Genomic DNA, 15,086 nt, shown 5'->3' on the forward strand with positions numbered 1-15,086 from the left:
TCCATGTATCCCCGGTTTGCAAACCGGGGGACTGTAGCCCCCCACGCCCCCCTATTCCCTAAGCCGCATCCAGGGGCACGGGGGGGAAACGGAAAAGGTGGAAACCTACCGAGGGACCACGGTGAAGATGGCCCTGCACGAGAAGGTGCGCCTGGAGATCGGGGTGTCCGAGCCCTTTGTAAGGCCCACGGTGGAGGCCATCCTCAAAGCGGCCCGCACCGGGGAGGTGGGGGACGGGAAGATCTTCGTCCTGCCGGTGGAGAAGGTCTACCGCATCCGCACCGGGGAGGAGGACCAGGCCGCCGTGACCCCAGTACAATAAAGGTGTGACGGCCAGGCAGCGGGCCCTTCTCCACCTCCTGGTGGAGGAATATATCAAGACCAAAGCCCCGGTGCCCTCGGCCAGGCTGGCCGAGGGCCTGGGGCTCTCCCCCACCCTGGCCCGCTACGAGCTCATCGCCCTCGAGGAGATGGGCTACCTCTCCAAGCCCCACCCCTCCGCCGGGAGGGTCCCCACCCGGCTGGCCTTCCGCCAGTACTCCCTTTCCCTCCTTCCCCCCAAACCCCTTCCCGAAACCGTCCAGGAACGGATCCGGCGGGCTTTAGAAGGGGCCAGGGAACCCGAGGCCTTCCTGGTGAAGCTGGCCGTGGGGCTATCCGGCTACCCCGCCCTTTTGCGCCTGAGGCTTCGGAAGGCCCCCCATGTGCTCCAGGTCCACCTCTCCCCCCTGCCGGAGGGCACCTTGGCGGTGTTCATCCTGGAGGGGGGCAGGGTAAAGGAAACCCGGCTGCCCCTCTCCCTCCCCCCGGATCGCCTCAAGCAGGCGGAAGAGGCCCTCTCCAAACCCTTTCCGGCCCTGTCCCAGGCCCCCAAGGGCCTGGAGGAGCTCTTTGCCCACCTCTCCCGGGCCCTCTCCGTAGGCCTCTCCCTGGTCTACCGGGAGGGTCTGGCCGAGGCCTTAAAGGAACCGGAGGCCAAGGACCCGGGATTTCTGGAGCGGCTGGTGGCCCTTTACGAGGCGGGGGGGGATGAGGCGGTCCTGACCCCTCCCGGCCGGGTGGACGTGCGGGTGGGGGAGGTGGAGGGCCTGGCCCAGGTGCAGGCGGGCTTCGCCCGGGGAGAGTGGCTGGGGGAGATCGTGCTCCTAGGGCCCATGCGCATGCGCTACCTCGAGGCCCTCTCCGTGGCCTCGAGCCTCAGCCAGGTCTATACTGGACAGCATGCGGGTTGAAGTGCGGCTTTTTGCCCTTTACCGGGAACAGGCGGGCACGGACCGCCTGCAGTTGGAACTCCCGGAAGGCGCCCAGGTGCGGCACGCCAAGGAAGCTTTGGAGAAGCGCTTCCCCAACCTAAGGTTGGATGGCGGCATGGCGGCAGTGAACCAGACCCTGGCCCAAGGGGAGACCCCCCTAAAGGAAGGGGACGAGGTGGCCTTTTTGCCCCCGGTTTCCGGAGGGCAGGACTCCTTTGGCCTCACCCACGACCCCTTGGACCTAAAGGCTTTGGTGGAGTGGGCTACGGCTCCCGAGTACGGGGCGGTGGTGAGCTTTCTGGGCACCACCCGTAGCCCTAACCGGGGGGAGGAGGTGGCCTTTTTGGAGTACGAGGCCTACCCCGGGATGGCGGAGAAGGTCATGGCGGAGATCATCGGGGAGATGCGGGCCCGCTTCCCCTTGGGCCGGGTGGCCCTTTGGCACCGCTTAGGCCGGGTGGACCCGGGGGAGGCCTCCATCGCCATCGTGGTCTCGGCCCGGCACCGCAAGGAGGCCTTCGCCGCCTGCCAGTACGCCATTGACCGGGTAAAGCAGGTCCTCCCGGTTTGGAAAAAGGAACACCGCCCTGACGGGAGCTTCTGGGTGGAGGGGTTCTCCATAGAGGAACACCGGCTCTAGCACCCCTGGCCTTGCCGTCAGGGGTTCCCCTGGTAAAATCCCCCTACCCATGGCCTCTTTTTCCTTCATCCTGGGCCTCCTCCTTTTGGCGCTTTGGGCCCTGCCCCTCCTTTTGGGCTTCCTCTCGGGCCGGGCCTACCGGCAAGGGCGCAAGCGGGTGGGCCTGGGCCTTCTCCTTTTCGGTGCCTTTCTTGGAATCCTCGCCCGGCCTCGGCCCTTGGGGGTGCTCCTTCTCCTCCTGGGCTTGGGGCTAGGGTATGGACGGTTACGGTGAGACCCCTGGGCACAACCCTTTCCCAGCCCCTACAATGGAAAGGTGGCTGAGCGGCCCTGGCCCTACGAGACCGCCCCTTACCCGGTGGGGGAGGCACCCGCACCCAGTACCCGGCGAGACCACCCCAGCCTGGCCCACCCCAGGCTTTGGGAGAACCACGAGGGGGTAGCATGAGGCCCATTTTGGAGCTCTTTCCCGAGGAGCTCCCCGGTGAGGGCTACCGCAAGGCCCAGATCGCCCACTGGCTCTACGCCCGGGGGGCTTTGGACTTCTCGGAGATGACCGACCTGCCCAAGGCCCTCCGGGAGGCCTTGGCCCAGGAGTGGCGCATCTCCGAGTTCGCCTTGGTGGAGGCCTACCCCAGCCAAGATGGTAGCGTCAAGTACCTCTTCACCCTGCTGGACGGGAAGAAAACCGAGGCGGTCTATATGCCCTACGAGAACCGCAAGACCGTCTGCCTCTCCAGCATGGTGGGTTGCCCGGCCGGGTGCACCTTCTGCGCCACCGGGGCCTTGGGCTTTGGCCGCAACCTCACGGCAGGGGAAATCCTCTCCCAGCTCCTGGCCATCGCCCACCACCAGGGTATCTCCCCCCGGGAGATCCGCAACGTGGTGCTGATGGGCATGGGGGAGCCCCTTTTAAACCTCCCCAACGTACTGAAGGCCATCCGCCTCCTCCTCCATCCCCAGGGCCTGGCCATGAGCCCAAGGCGCATCACCCTTTCCACCGTGGGCATCCCCAAGGGCATCTACCGCCTGGCGGAGGAGGACCTGGGGGTGCGGCTCGCCCTTTCCCTACACGCCCCCGACGACGAAACCCGGAGGAGGATCATCCCCACCGCCCATCGCTACTCGGTGGCGGAGATTCTGGAAGCGGTGCGCCACTACTACGCCAAGACCAAAAGGCGCATCACCTTTGAATACACCCTCCTCAAGGGCCTAAACGACCACCCCTGGCAGGCCCGGCTTCTCGCCAAGCTTCTCCGGGGGATAAGCGCCCACGTGAACCTCATTCCCTTCAACCCCTGGGAAGGGGCCCCGGTGGAGGGCACCCCCAAGCCCGGCATCCTGGCCTTCGCCGAGGAGCTGAGGCGCCAGGGGATTCCCACCTCCATCCGCTTCAGCCGGGGGCAGGACGTGGGAGCCGCCTGCGGCCAGCTGGCCCTGAAGGCCCCCAAGGCCCTAACCTTCATACCGACGCCAGAAGGCGCCGGGCAATGACGAGCTTTAGGATCTCGCTGGTCCCCTCCCCAATCCGGGTTAGGCGGGCATCCCGCCAGTAGCGCTCCACGGGGTAGTCCTTGATGTACCCGTACCCTCCCAGGACCTGGATGGCCTTATCGCAGGCCCTTACCGCCACCTCGCTGGCGAAGAGCTTGGCCTGGGCGGCCTCGAGGGTATAGGGCCTGCCGGCATCCTTAAGCTCCGCCGCCTTCAGGTAGAGCAGCCTCGCTGCCTCCAGCTCCGTGGCCGCCTCCGCCAGCTTGAAGGAAACCCCCTGGTACTCGGCGATGGGCCTTCCGAAGGCCTCCCGCTCCTTGGCGTAGCGCAGGGCATAGTCCAAGGCCGCCCTCCCCAGGCCCACCGCCATGGCGGCGATCCCAATCCTTCCCCCATCCAACACCTGAAGCACGTGGTAAAACCCCTTGCCCCGCTCCCCCAAAAGGCCTTCCTCCGGGACAAAGAGGTCCTCCAGGAGAAGCTGGGCGGTGTCGGAGGCCGCAAGGCCCAGCTTCTCCTCCTTGCGGCCAATGCGCAGGCCCCTCTCGGGGCGGAAGAAGGCGAAGGCGGAGATGCCCAGGTGCTTCTTCTCCGGGCTTGGCGGGGGGTCGGTGCGGGCCACGATCACGTAGACCCCGGCCACGCTCCCCTGGGTGATGAACTGCTTGGTGCCGTTCAGAACATACCCTCCGGCCACCGCCTCCGCCCGGGTCTTCAAGGCGGCAGCATCCGAGCCCGAACCCGGCTCCGTGAGCCCCCAGGCCCCCAGGGCCTCCCCCGAGGCCAGCTTGGGTAGGAAGGTTTCCCTCTGCTTTTCGTTGCCCGCAAGGAGGATATGCCCCGTGGCCAAAGAGTTGTGGCTGGCCACGGTGAGGGCCAAGGCCCCATCGTAGTAGGCGATCTCCTCCACCATGCGGGCGAAAAGCCGACTGGTTAGCCCTGCCCCCCCATAGGCCTCGGGCACCGTGGCCCCGAAGACGCCAAACTGGGCAAGCTTCCCCACCAGCTCAAAGGGAAAGGCCCCCGTCCGGTCCCTCTCCGCGGCCCCCGGGGCCACCTCCGCCCGCAAGAACTCGCGAAAGGGGCCCAAGACCGCCCGCTCCTCCCGGCTTTCCTCAAACCAGAGCCCCATGGTGGGGCTAGTATATCACTTTCTTGCTGAAAGGCAAAAATACGTTACATCACAGAGGGGCCTGGCGCCCAAAGCCCCCAAGGGTTACCTTCAGGGGGATGCTCCTCCTCACGGGCCCCACGGACGCGGGGAAGACCACCCTGGCCTCCAGGCTTTTGCAGAAGGCGGGGGAAGCCTACCTCCTGGACCTGGACCCGGGGCAGGGGGCTTTGCCTGGAGCCTTTACCCTCTTCCACCACCGGGAAGGAGCCCTCACCCCCTTGCGCCGCTACCTCCTGGGGGCCCTCTCCCCCAGGGGCGTGGAGGCCCGGGCGGTGGTGGGGGCTTTGCGCCTGGCCCGGCTCATCCCCCCAGGAAGCCCCGCGGTGGCCGACACCGATGGCTACCTGGACCGTGAGTTTCGCCTCCTGCAGGTGGAAGCCCTCCGGCCGGCGGAGGTTCTGGTGCTGGGGTGGGAGGCCTTTTACCAGGCCCTTTCTTGGCGCAAGGACCTAAGGGTGCGCCTGGTCCCGCCCTTGCCTGAGGCCCGCAGAAAGACCGCGGTCCAGAGGCGAAAGAACAGGCAGGAACGGCTTCTTGCCCACTTCCAGGGAGCCCAAGCCCGCCTCCTGCCCCTGGAGGTGGACCCCGAGGGGCGGGACCGGCTCTATGGTTTTCTGGACGGGGAAGGGTTCTTCCTGGGCTATGGCCGGCTTTTGGCCTGGGCCCGGGGAGAGGGGTTCTTCCTCACCCCCGTCCAGGGGGAGGTGGCCAGGGTGGTCCCCACCCGGCTCCTCCTCCCTATCCCCGCACTACCAGGTTGAGAATCCTGCCAGGGACATAGATTTCTTTCAGGATCTCCTTCCCCTCCAGATGGGCCTGGATGTTCTTCACCTTGAGGGCCTCGGCCTTGGCCACCTCCAGGGGAGCGTCCTTGGGAATCAGGATGGTTCCCCGCACCCTGCCGTTCACCTGCACCGCCACCTCCACCACATCCTTTTCCAGGGCCTTCTCGTCCAGCTCGGGCCAGCCCGCCTCAAAGAGGCTATCCGGCCAGAACCAGTGCCAAAGCTCCTCGGCCATGTGGGGGGCGAAGGGGAAGAGCATCTGCAGGTAGTAGCGGATGGCGGTGCGGTAGAGGGGGGTTACGGGCCGCAGTTTGCGGTAGTCGTAAAGGGCGTTCAGAAGCTCCATGAGGGCGGCGATGGCGGTGTTAAAGCGAAGGTTCTCCAGGTCCTCGGTGACCTTCTTGAGGGTCTGGTGAAGCTTCCCGTAAAGCTCCTTGTCGGGGCCCTCGAGGGCCTCGGCGGCAAACTGGCCCGAGGTGGCCAAAAGGGCCTCCCGGTCCTCCGCCACCCGGCGCCAGATGCGGTTCAGGAAACGCCAGGCCCCCTGGACCCCTTCTTCCGTCCAGACCATCTCGTTCTCCGGAGGGGCGGCGAAGAGGATGGTGATGCGGGCGATATCCGCCCCCTCCTCCTTCACGAAGGGCCCCACCATGACCCCGTTGCCCTTGGATTTGCTCATCACCGCGGGCTTCCAGAAGTGCAAGGTGCCGTCCTCGTGGGGCCTGAGCTCGGCCCCCATCTTCCGCACCTCCTCCAGGGAAAGCTCCCTTTCGGGGATCTCCAGGCGGATGCGGGTGGGCTCGGGCAGGCGCACCTTTTCCCCTTCCACCTCCACGGGACCGAAATCCGTCCAGGCCAGGACCATGCCCTGGGTGAAAAGCCCCTGGAAGGGCTCCTCCACCTTCACCATCCCCAGGTCGTGGAGGAACTTGGTGAAGAAGCGGCTATAGAGGAGGTGCAGCACCGCGTGCTCCACCCCGCCAATGTACTGGTCCACGGGCATCCAGAAGTTGGCCTTTTCGGGGTCAAAGGGAAGCCGGTAGTTTTGGGGGTCGGTGTAGCGCAGGTAGTACCAGCTGGAGTCAAAGAAGGTGTCCATGGTGTCGGTGTCCCGCTTGGCGGGGCCGCCGCACTTGGGGCAGGTGGTCTGGTAGAACTCGGGGTGGGCCTCCAGGGGGCTTTTCCCCTTGGGCCGGATGTCCTCTATGTCCTTGAGGTCGGGGAGGAGGACGGGAAGCTCCTCCTCGGGGACCGGCACCACCCCGCAGGCCTCGCAGTGGACCATGGGGATGGGGGTGCCCCAGTAGCGCTGCCGGCTTATCAGCCAGTCCCTAAGGCGGTAGGTGACCCTGGCCCGGCCCAGGCCCTTCTCCTCCAGCCAGGCGATGACCCTCCTCTTACCCTCCTCGCTCCCTAGCCCATCAAAGGGCCCCGAGTTCACCATGATGCCGGGCTCCTCGTAGGCGGTCTCCAAGGGCTCGGGCAAGGGCTCACCCGGACGCTCTATCACCTTCTTGACGGGAAGGCCATGCTTCTTGGCGAACTCAAAGTCCCGGCTGTCGTGCCCCGGCACGGCCATGATGGCCCCGGTGCCGTAGCCGTAGAGGACGTAGTCCGCGGTGTAGATGGGAATCCTCTCCCCCGTGGCGGGGTTTAGGGCGTAAGCCCCCAGGAAGACCCCGGTCTTCTCCCGGCCCTCCGCCTGGCGCTCAATCTCCGTCTTGCGCTTGGCAGCCTCCACGTAGGCCTCTACCTCGGCCCTCCTTTCCGGGGAGGCCAGCTTAAGGGTGAGGGGATGCTCCGGGGCCAGGACCATGAAGGTGGCCCCAAAGAGGGTATCGGGCCGGGTGGTGAAGACGGTGATGGCCTCCTCCCTGCCCTCTATGGGGAAGTGGATCTCCGCCCCTTCCGAGCGGCCGATCCAGGCCCGTTGCATGGCCTTCACCTTCTCCGGCCAGTCCAGGCCCTCCAGGTCCTTAAGGAGCCTTTCCGCATAGGCGGTGATGCGCAGATACCATTGCTCCAGCTCCCGCTTCTCCACCGGGGTGTCCTCGTGCCGCCAGCACCGGCCCTCCACCACCTGCTCGTTGGCCAGGACCGTCTGGCACTTGGGGCACCAGTTCACCAGGCCCTTGGCCCGGTAGGCCAGGCCCTTCTCCCACATCTTGAGGAAGATCCACTGGTTGAAGCGGTAGTAGTCGGGCTCGCAGGTGGTCACCTCCCGGTCCCAGTCGTAGAGGATGCCCATGAGCTCGAGGCTCTCCTTGGCCTGGCGGATGTTCTCGTAGGTCCAGTCCCGGGGATGAAGGCCAAACTTAAGGGCGGCGTTCTCCGCCGGCAGGCCAAAGGCGTCCCAGCCCATGGGGTGCAGGACCTCGTAGCCCTGCACCTTGCGGAAGCGGGCCAGGACATCCCCCATGGTGTAGTTCTTCAGGTGGCCCATGTGGAGGTCGCCGGAGGGGTAGGGGAACATGACCAAGACGTACTGCTTTCCCCTTTTCCCAGGGACCTCCTTGGCCTTCATGAAGCCCTTTTCCTTCCAGAAGCGTTGCCATTTGGGCTCTATGGCGTGCGGGTTGTACCTCTCCATGCTGGGCCTCCTCCCAAAAAAACCCTTCCCCAAGGGGAAGGGGACGGCCAGGCCCCTTCCCTTTAGGGGGCTAGCCTGGCCGGGCGCATGGAAACATGATACTGCAACCCAGCAAAAAAGCGTGGGGTGCCCTAGTCCTCCACCACCCTGGCCACCACCGCCCCCAGGAGGAAGACCCAAAGCACCAGGTAGAGGCCTAAGAGCGCCAGGACAAACCCCGCCAGGGGCCCATAGAGGAGCTCGTACTGGGAGCGAGGAAGAAGCCTGGGTAAACCAAGCCGCACCCCCTCAAAGAGGAGGGCCGCCACCCCCGCCCCCACGCTTAGGGGAAGAAGGCCACGAAACCCCTTTAGGCCGCGGAAAAAGGCGTAGGCAAAAAGGAAGAGCAAAAAGGCCAGGAAAAGGGGCAGGAAGACCTCAAAAGGCCCCAGGAAACCCCGCCAACCAGGGGGCAGGAAGCGGAGGATAAACCCCAAGGCCAAGCCCAAAAGGGAAAGGAGGATGAGGCCAAGGCCCAAAAGAACCGGCATGAGAAGGCCCAAAAGGCGGTGGCGAACCCCCGGGGGCCGGCCGAAGATGAGCCCTAGGGCGTAGCCCATGGCGGCGAAAAAGTTGCTCCCTGACCAAAGGAGAAAAAGGGCGCTCAAAAGGGTTAAGGGAAAGGCCCCCCGGGTGAGAAAGCCCAGGAGGTCCTGGGCCAGCTCAGGCCGGGCCGGGAAAAGGGCCTCGGCCAAAGCCTCCACACCCCCCAAAAACCCTTCCCGTAAGGCCTCGTTCCCCGAGAGGAAAAGGCCAAAGACCCCCACCAGCAAGAAGAGAAGGGGCATGAGGGAAAGAAGGGCGTAGTAGGCCAAGGCGGCGGCAAAAAAGGGGACGTGGGCCTGGGTGTAGAGGCGAAAGGCCTTGCGTAGCACGGCGTCCCACGGGAAACTACTCCCGCTCCTGCCCTTCCCCCAGGGCCACCCACTTGGTGGTGGTGAGCTCCAGGGGCCCCATGGGGCCGTAGGCGTGGAGCTTGGAGGTGCTAATGCCGATCTCCGCCCCCAGGCCCAGCTGGAAGCCGTCGTTGAAGCGGGTGGAGGCGTTCCAAAGGACCAGGCTGGCGTCCACCTCCTCCAGGAAGCGCCAGGCCGCATGAGGGTCCTCGGTGCAGATGGCCTCCGTGTGGCGGGAGCCGTAGCGGGCGATGTGGGCCAAGGCCTCGTCCAGGCCCGAGACCACCTTCACCCTAAGGATCAGGTCCAGATACTCCTGGTCCCACTCCTCCTCCCGGGCGGGGACCGCCCCCTTCAGGAGGGAAAGGGCCCTGGGACAGGCCCGAAGCTCCACCCCCTTTTCCCCCATGGCCTTCTCCAGCATGGGCAGGAAGGCTTCCGCCACGGCCTCGTGGACCAAAAGGGCCTCGAGAGCGTTGCACACCGCCGGGCGCTGGGTCTTGCCGTTTAGGGCTAGGCGCAGGGCCATGGAGAGGTCGGCCCTCTGGTCCACATAGAGGTGGTTCACCCCCTTGGCGTGGGCCAGGACCGGCACCCGGGCCTCCTTCTGCACCAGGCGGATGAGCTCCTCCCCACCCCGGGGGATGAGGAGGTCCAATAGCTCCAGGCGGCACATGGCCAGGATGGCCTCCCGGTCCGTGGTGGGCACCAGGCTCACCGCCTCCCGAGGTAACCCTGCCTCCAGCAAGGCCCGGTGCCAGAGGGAAACCAGGGCCTGGTTGGAGCGGAAGGCCTCCTTTCCACCCCTAAGGAGCATGGCGTTGCCCGCCTTTAAGGCCACGGAAACCGCCTCCACCGTGGCCCCTGGGCGGGCCTCGTAGATGAAGCCAATGAGGCCCAAGGGCACCCGCATCCTTCCCACCCTCAGGCCACTAGGCCTTTTGCCCAGCCCCTCTATCCGGCCCAAGGGGTCAGGAAGGGCGGCGATCTGCCTAAGGCCCTCGGTAAGGGTCTTTAGGTCCTTGTCCTTAAGGGCCAGCCGGTCCAGCTTGGCCCGGGATAGCCCTGACCTTTCGGCCTCCTCGAGGTCCTCCCGGTTAGCCCTTAACACCTCCGGCCAGGCCTCTTCCAGAAGCCGAGCCATGGCCAGAAGGGCCCCATCCCGGTTTCCCTTGGCGATTTCCGGAAGCCGGGCCCGGGCCCCCTCCGCCAGGTCCCTAAGGGACGCCCATACCTCCTCCCTCATACCTCCTCCTTAGCCTCCTTTAGGACCAGGTGGTCCCGGTGGACCACCTCCTCGGTGTAGCGGTAGCCCAAGAGGGCCTCTATCTCTCCGCTCCTACGCCCCTTGATGCGCTCCACCTCCTCGGCGGCATAGTTGGCCAGGCCCACCCCCACCTCCTCCCCCTCCTCAGTGAGGAGGCGCACCGCCTCCCCCCGGCCAAAGCGGCCCCGCACCGCCTTGATGCCCGCAGGCAAAAGGCTTGCTCCCCGTTCCCGTAGGGCCCGCACCGCACCCGGATCCAAAACCAGCTCCCCCTTGGGCCTAAGGAGGCCATAGAGCCAAGCCCTTTGCCCCCGGTAGCGCCTTTGGGCATGGAAATAGGTGCCCAAAGGCAGCCCCTTTAGGGCCTGCAAAACCACCCCCGGCCTTCTTCCCGGAAGGAGGAGGGTAGGAATGCCTACCCGGCCGGCAATGCGGGCCGCCAGGAGCTTGGAGCGCATCCCCCCGCTTCCCAGGGGGTTTCCCTCCCCGGCATGGGCCAGTACCGCCTCCACCCGTTCCACCTCCGGGATGGGCCGGGCCTTAGGGTTTTTCTTGGGATCGTCCTCATAAAGGGCGTCCACATCGGAAAGGAGGAGCAAAAGCCCCGCCTCCACCAAGGCCGCTACCCGGGCGGAAAGCTGGTCGTTATCCCCGAAGCGAATCTCCTGGAAAGCCACGGTGTCGTTCTCGTTGATGATGGGCACCACCCCCAGGCGCAAAAGGGTCTGCAGGGTGGCCTTGGCGTTCAGGTAGCGCTCTCGGCTCGCCAGGTCCTCGGCGGTGAGGAGGACTTGGGCCACGGGGGTAGGGGCGAAGACCTCCCGCCACTGGGCCATGAGGAGGGGCTGGCCGGTGGCGGCCAAGGCCTGCTTGGTGGGCATGTCCTGGGGGCGGGGTAGGCCCAAGGCCGCCATCCCCGCCGCCACCGCCCCCGAGGTGACCAGGACCACCTCCCGCCCCTCTTGGCGGAGGGTCAGGACCTGGCGGGCGATCTCCGCCATCACCCCCCTATCCAGACCCCCGGGCCCCGCTAGGACCGCGCTCCCCACCTTGACCACCAGCCGCTTGGCCTCGAGTCCCGGCCGCATTAAGGGTCAGGATAGCACTTCTCATCCCCAGGGCCCGTGTATCGGCTAGGGTTATGAGAATGGGCAAAGGGCTTTCCCTCCCCGTGGTCCTGGTACTCCTCCTGGCGGCTTGCACCGGCCTATTGCCCAACCGCCCCACTGGCGATCTTCAGCTTGAACTAAAGCCCTCCTCCTTGTCCGTTGCCCAAGGGCAAAGCCAAACTACCACCCTCACCCTCACCCCGCAGAATGGGTTCACGGGGCAGGTGACCCTCAGCCTGGAGCGGCAGGACGGCTCCCCGGCCCCCAGCGGCCTCAGCCTGAGCCCCACGGGCCTGAACGTGACGGGCCCGAACCCGGTGACCCAGACCCTGACCCTCAACGTGGCGGGGAGCGTGCCCCCGGGCCAGTACGCCCTGCGGGTCAAGGCCACCTCGGGGAGCCTCACCAAGACGGCCAACCTGAGCCTCACGGTGCAGGCGCCCCCTCCCGCCCCCGACTTCACCCTCTCCCTGAACCCCACCAGCCTCACCGTCCAGCAGGGGGCTAGCGGGACCACGGAGCTCACCCTCACCCCGCAGAATGGGTTTTCCGGAACCGTGAGCCTAACCTTGGTGAATGCCCCTTCGGGCTTGAACCTCTCTCCTGGAAGCGTAAACGTGCCCGGTCCTGACCCCCTAACCCAGCCCCTTCTCCTATCGGTCAGCCCTTCCACACCCATTGGAAGCTATAGTGTTAGAATCCGGGCCACAGGAAACGGTATTAGCCACGAAGCCAACCTTAGCCTGACTGTCACCCAGGCTCCGGCGGGGGATTTCACCCTGACCTTGGAAAGCCCCTCTCTTACCGTGACCCAAGGCGGCCTAGCCTATGTGCGCCTGGCCGTGAATGGCTCCTATTCCGGCTCTATCAGCCTGAGCCTGGTGGATGGGAAGGGAAACCCCTTCCCCGGGGTGAACCTAAGTCCCACCAGCACCCCTGTACCCTCCGCTCCTATGTTGCAACTGGCCGCTTCCTCCTCTCTAGCCCCCGGCACCTATAACCTCTTCGTCCAAGGCACAGGGGGCAGCTTGACGCGGCAGGCACCCCTAACCCTCACGGTGGTTTCTCCCACGCCCCCACCCGACTTCACCCTCTCCCTGAACCCCACCAGCCTCACCACTCAGCAGGGGGGTAGCGGGACCACGCAGCTCACCCTCACCCCGCAGAACGGGTTTACGGGGACGGTGACCCTTAACGTGAGTGGAGCCCCCTCGGGGGTTCAGGTCAGCTTCCAGCAGAATCCCTGGAACATCAACGGTACCCAGACCCAGACGGTTACGGTGAGCACCAGTGCCGCCACCCCCCCAGGGAACTACGTCCTAACCATGACCGCCACGGGGGGGAATCTCAGCAAAACGGCCAGCCTGAACTTGGCCGTTTCTTCGTCCTCCTCGCTCAACCTGCGCATCGCCAAGGCGGAGTGGGGCCAGACGGTCTTGAAAGAAGGGCTACGCCTGGTAGCGGGCAAGCCCGCCTTGCTCCGGGTGCACCTCCTGGCGAACCCTTCCCCTATCTCCTTGAACAATCCCCTCACGGGAGCGGTGTACATGGGCAGCACCTTCCAGGGCAACCTCACCTTTACCTGCCCAAATCCCATCCCTACCGCCACCGATCCGGGAAACCTCGCCACTACCTGCACCACCACCCTGCCCGCAAGCTGGGTAACCCCAGGCCTTCGGGTAGAACTGCGGGCTGATCCCCAGGACCAGGTGGCCGAGAGCAACGAAAGCGACAACCTCTTAACCCTCACCCCCAACGTGGGCGCGGGCACGGTGCTCCACCTCACCGTGGTTCCGGTAATCCATCAGGGGCAACAAGCCCAGGTGCCCAGCTTCAGCCAGACCCTCTGGCGCATCTGGCCCCTTAAGGAAGTGTCCTTCACTACTCGCGCCCCCTACACCTTTAACGGCAACCTGAGCCCCAGCGACGGGAACGCCTGGGCCCAGCTTCTGGATGAGCTCCGCATCCTTCGCCAAACCGACGGAAGCGGGCGCTACTACTATGGCTTCGTCAAGGTTTCCTACACCTCGGGCATCGCCGGGATTGGCTACATCGGCCATCCGGTAGCGGTAGGCTGGGACTATGCCCAAAGCGGTCCCGCTGTTATGGCCCATGAACTTGGGCATAACTTTGGCCGGGAACACGCCCCATGCGGCACCTCGGGAGATACCAACTATCCCTACACGGGGGGCAGGATCGGCACCTGGGGCTACGACCTGGCCAACGGTTCCCTTAAGGACCCTAGCCAGTTCTACGACCTCATGAGCTACTGTAGCCCCCAGTGGATTTCCGATTACACCTACGAAGGAGCCCAGAGTTTCTTGGAAAGCTCCCCACCCAAGCCCTTGTCCTTGCCCGAAGAGGGCCTCCTCTTCTCGGGCCGCATGGGGCAAGGGGAGGTGATATTCTATCCACCCCTTAAGGCAGCTGCTTGGCCGGAAGGAGAAGCCTCCCCCTACCGCCTAAAGGCCCAAGCGGCCGGGGGGCAAATCCAGGAAGCGCCGGTATACGTCCTTCGCGATTCCGAGGGCATCGTGCACTTCCAGGCCCGCCTGCCCCTAGGCCGTTACACTCGGGTGGGGCTTTACCTCGGTGACCGACTGCTGAAGGAAGCCGTGGCCCCTATGCTACCCCAAGCTGAGCCCCAGGTTGAGCTGAGGAAAGAGGGAGGATTCCTTTGGGTTAGGGTCCAAGGCTACCCTTACTTCTCCCTCTTCCACGTGGCTCCCGATGGCACCCGCACCACCTTGGGCCTTTGGCACCGGGCGGGGGAGATGCGGTTTGCCTTGGAAAACCTTCCCCCAGGAGGCCAGTGGGAGGTTCAGCTTTCCGAGGGGCTAAACGTCCGCACCCTCCTCTTCCCCCGCTAAAAAGCGCCCTTCGCAGAAAAGCACCCTCCCTTCCCGCCTGAGGCGCACCAGAAGGGCGAAGAGGGTGGCCTTCCTAAGCCCAGGGTGAAGGGGTTGGAGCTGAAGGTGGAGGTCCTCGAGGGTCTTAGGCTCCCGAAGCAAGGCAAGGATATGGGCCTCCAGACGCTTATCCCGCACCAGACCCATTATTGACAAGGGGGGTTTCGCCATGCTACCTTAAGGGTCGGCTTGGGCCCGTAGCTCAGTTGGATAGAGCGGCTGACTACGGATCAGCAGGTCAGGGGTTCGAATCCTCTCGGGCCCGCCAAAACCCCCCGGGGAAACCCGGGGAAAGTTTTTTAGGGCCTACAATGGGGCCATGAAGATCTACACCAAGACCGGGGACGCCGGGGAAACCGGCCTTTACGGGGCCGAGCGGGTGGTGAAGGCCCACCCCCGGGTGGAGGCCTACGGCACCGTGGACGAGGCCAACTCCGCCCTGGGCCTGGCCCGAAGCCTCCTTCCCCGGGAGCATCTGGATCTCCACGACCTTCTAGAGCGCATCCAAAACGCCCTCTTTGACCTGGGGGCCGACCTGGCCACCCGCATGGGTAGCCCCTACGAGAAGAACATCGCCCGCATGGATGCCCAGGATGTGGAGGGGCTGGAACGGGCCATAGACCGCTACATGGAGGAAAGCCCTCCCTTCCGGGGCTTCGTCCTTCCCGGGGGTCACCCGGCGGCAGCGGCCATGCACCTAGCCCGCACCGTGGTGCGCCGGGCCGAGCGCAAGGTGGTGGCCCTAAGCCGGGAGGAACCGGTTAACCCCGAGGTTATCCGCTACCTAAACCGCCTTTCCGACCTCCTCTTCGTCTTGGCCCGGGTGGTGAACGCCCGGGAGGGCGTGCGGGAGGAGGAGTGGCTGGTGAAGAAAAGGCGGTGACGACTCCCCGCTCTAAAGAGCGGGGCTTCTCGGGGACAAGTTCAAAC

The 15,086-nt window shown here is 65.4% G+C and carries 14 protein-coding genes, 1 tRNA gene and 1 pseudogene; 10 read left to right on the forward strand and 6 right to left on the reverse strand.

The genetic code is table 11. The features are described from left to right. Positions 1-55 precede the first annotated feature (55 nt). The 6 genes and pseudogenes from L0D16_RS11155 to rlmN form a co-directional block, all read left to right on the forward strand. Positions 56-322 (forward strand): annotated as a pseudogene (locus L0D16_RS11155) (P-II family nitrogen regulator); the annotation flags it as partial. Between the two features lie 4 nt (positions 323-326). Further along, the gene (locus tag L0D16_RS11160; protein WP_243032093.1) at positions 327-1,232 is read left to right on the forward strand and encodes an HrcA family transcriptional regulator; all 906 of its coding nucleotides are present in this window, start codon (positions 327-329) and stop codon (positions 1,230-1,232) included. Next, complete coding sequence (moaD, locus tag L0D16_RS11165) at positions 1,222-1,893, forward strand: molybdopterin converting factor subunit 1 (protein WP_243032096.1); 672 nt, start codon at positions 1,222-1,224, stop codon at positions 1,891-1,893. Before L0D16_RS11160 ends, moaD begins: the two co-directional genes overlap by 11 nt. 49 nt (positions 1,894-1,942) lie before the next feature. Beyond that, the gene (locus L0D16_RS11170) at positions 1,943-2,167 is read left to right on the forward strand and encodes a hypothetical protein (protein ID WP_243032098.1); all 225 of its coding nucleotides are present in this window, start codon (positions 1,943-1,945) and stop codon (positions 2,165-2,167) included. A 42-nt stretch (positions 2,168-2,209) separates the two neighbouring features. Continuing rightward, positions 2,210-2,341, forward strand: coding sequence for a hypothetical protein (locus L0D16_RS12535; protein ID WP_279231386.1), 132 nt, complete (start codon positions 2,210-2,212; stop codon positions 2,339-2,341). Beyond that, on the forward strand, positions 2,338-3,387 hold the full coding sequence (gene rlmN / locus L0D16_RS11175) for a dual-specificity RNA methyltransferase RlmN (RefSeq protein ID WP_243032100.1): 1,050 nt from the start codon (positions 2,338-2,340) through the stop codon (positions 3,385-3,387). The genes L0D16_RS12535 and rlmN overlap by 4 nt, the downstream gene beginning before the upstream one ends. Here rlmN and L0D16_RS11180 read toward each other — a convergent pair. Further along, the gene (locus tag L0D16_RS11180) at positions 3,356-4,519 is read right to left on the reverse strand and encodes an acyl-CoA dehydrogenase family protein (RefSeq protein ID WP_243032107.1); all 1,164 of its coding nucleotides are present in this window, start codon (positions 4,517-4,519) and stop codon (positions 3,356-3,358) included. The genes rlmN and L0D16_RS11180 overlap by 32 nt on opposite strands. A gap of 98 nt (positions 4,520-4,617) precedes the next feature. Between L0D16_RS11180 and L0D16_RS11185 the strand changes: the two genes are divergently transcribed. Next, positions 4,618-5,322, forward strand: coding sequence for a Clp1/GlmU family protein (locus L0D16_RS11185; RefSeq protein WP_243032110.1), 705 nt, complete (start codon positions 4,618-4,620; stop codon positions 5,320-5,322). On the opposite strand, the gene leuS is transcribed toward L0D16_RS11185, so the two are convergent. From leuS to proB, 4 genes are all read right to left on the reverse strand, one after another. After that, positions 5,300-7,936 (reverse strand): leucine--tRNA ligase, encoded by a 2,637-nt coding sequence (gene leuS / locus L0D16_RS11190; RefSeq protein ID WP_243032112.1) that lies wholly within the window; start codon positions 7,934-7,936, stop codon positions 5,300-5,302. The genes L0D16_RS11185 and leuS overlap by 23 nt on opposite strands. A gap of 131 nt (positions 7,937-8,067) precedes the next feature. Further along, positions 8,068-8,850: a YhjD/YihY/BrkB family envelope integrity protein gene (locus L0D16_RS11195; RefSeq protein WP_243032115.1), complete on the reverse strand. Its 783-nt coding sequence runs from the start codon at positions 8,848-8,850 to the stop codon at positions 8,068-8,070. A gap of 16 nt (positions 8,851-8,866) precedes the next feature. Continuing rightward, on the reverse strand, positions 8,867-10,117 hold the full coding sequence (locus L0D16_RS11200) for a glutamate-5-semialdehyde dehydrogenase (protein WP_243032125.1): 1,251 nt from the start codon (positions 10,115-10,117) through the stop codon (positions 8,867-8,869). Next, a complete protein-coding gene (proB, locus tag L0D16_RS11205) occupies positions 10,114-11,226 on the reverse strand; it encodes a glutamate 5-kinase (protein ID WP_243032126.1) in 1,113 nt (370 codons plus the stop codon). Before proB ends, L0D16_RS11200 begins: the two co-directional genes overlap by 4 nt. Before the next feature lie 53 nt (positions 11,227-11,279). Here proB and L0D16_RS11210 point away from each other — a divergent pair, with 53 nt between their 5' ends. Continuing rightward, a complete protein-coding gene (locus tag L0D16_RS11210; RefSeq protein WP_243032129.1) occupies positions 11,280-14,117 on the forward strand; it encodes a M66 family metalloprotease in 2,838 nt (945 codons plus the stop codon). Here the strand turns inward: L0D16_RS11210 and L0D16_RS11215 are convergent. Continuing rightward, entirely contained in the window at positions 14,085-14,327 is a 243-nt protein-coding gene (locus tag L0D16_RS11215) for a hypothetical protein (RefSeq protein WP_423247870.1), read from the reverse strand. The genes L0D16_RS11210 and L0D16_RS11215 overlap by 33 nt on opposite strands. A gap of 20 nt (positions 14,328-14,347) precedes the next feature. On the opposite strand from L0D16_RS11215, the gene L0D16_RS11220 reads away from it, so the two are divergent. Next, positions 14,348-14,424 (forward strand) — tRNA-Arg (locus tag L0D16_RS11220). Between the two features lie 51 nt (positions 14,425-14,475). Continuing rightward, a complete protein-coding gene (locus L0D16_RS11225; RefSeq protein WP_243032131.1) occupies positions 14,476-15,039 on the forward strand; it encodes a cob(I)yrinic acid a,c-diamide adenosyltransferase in 564 nt (187 codons plus the stop codon). Positions 15,040-15,086 lie beyond the last annotated feature (47 nt).

This window comes from Thermus altitudinis (assembly GCF_022760835.1).
Lineage (GTDB): Bacteria > Deinococcota > Deinococci > Deinococcales > Thermaceae > Thermus > Thermus altitudinis.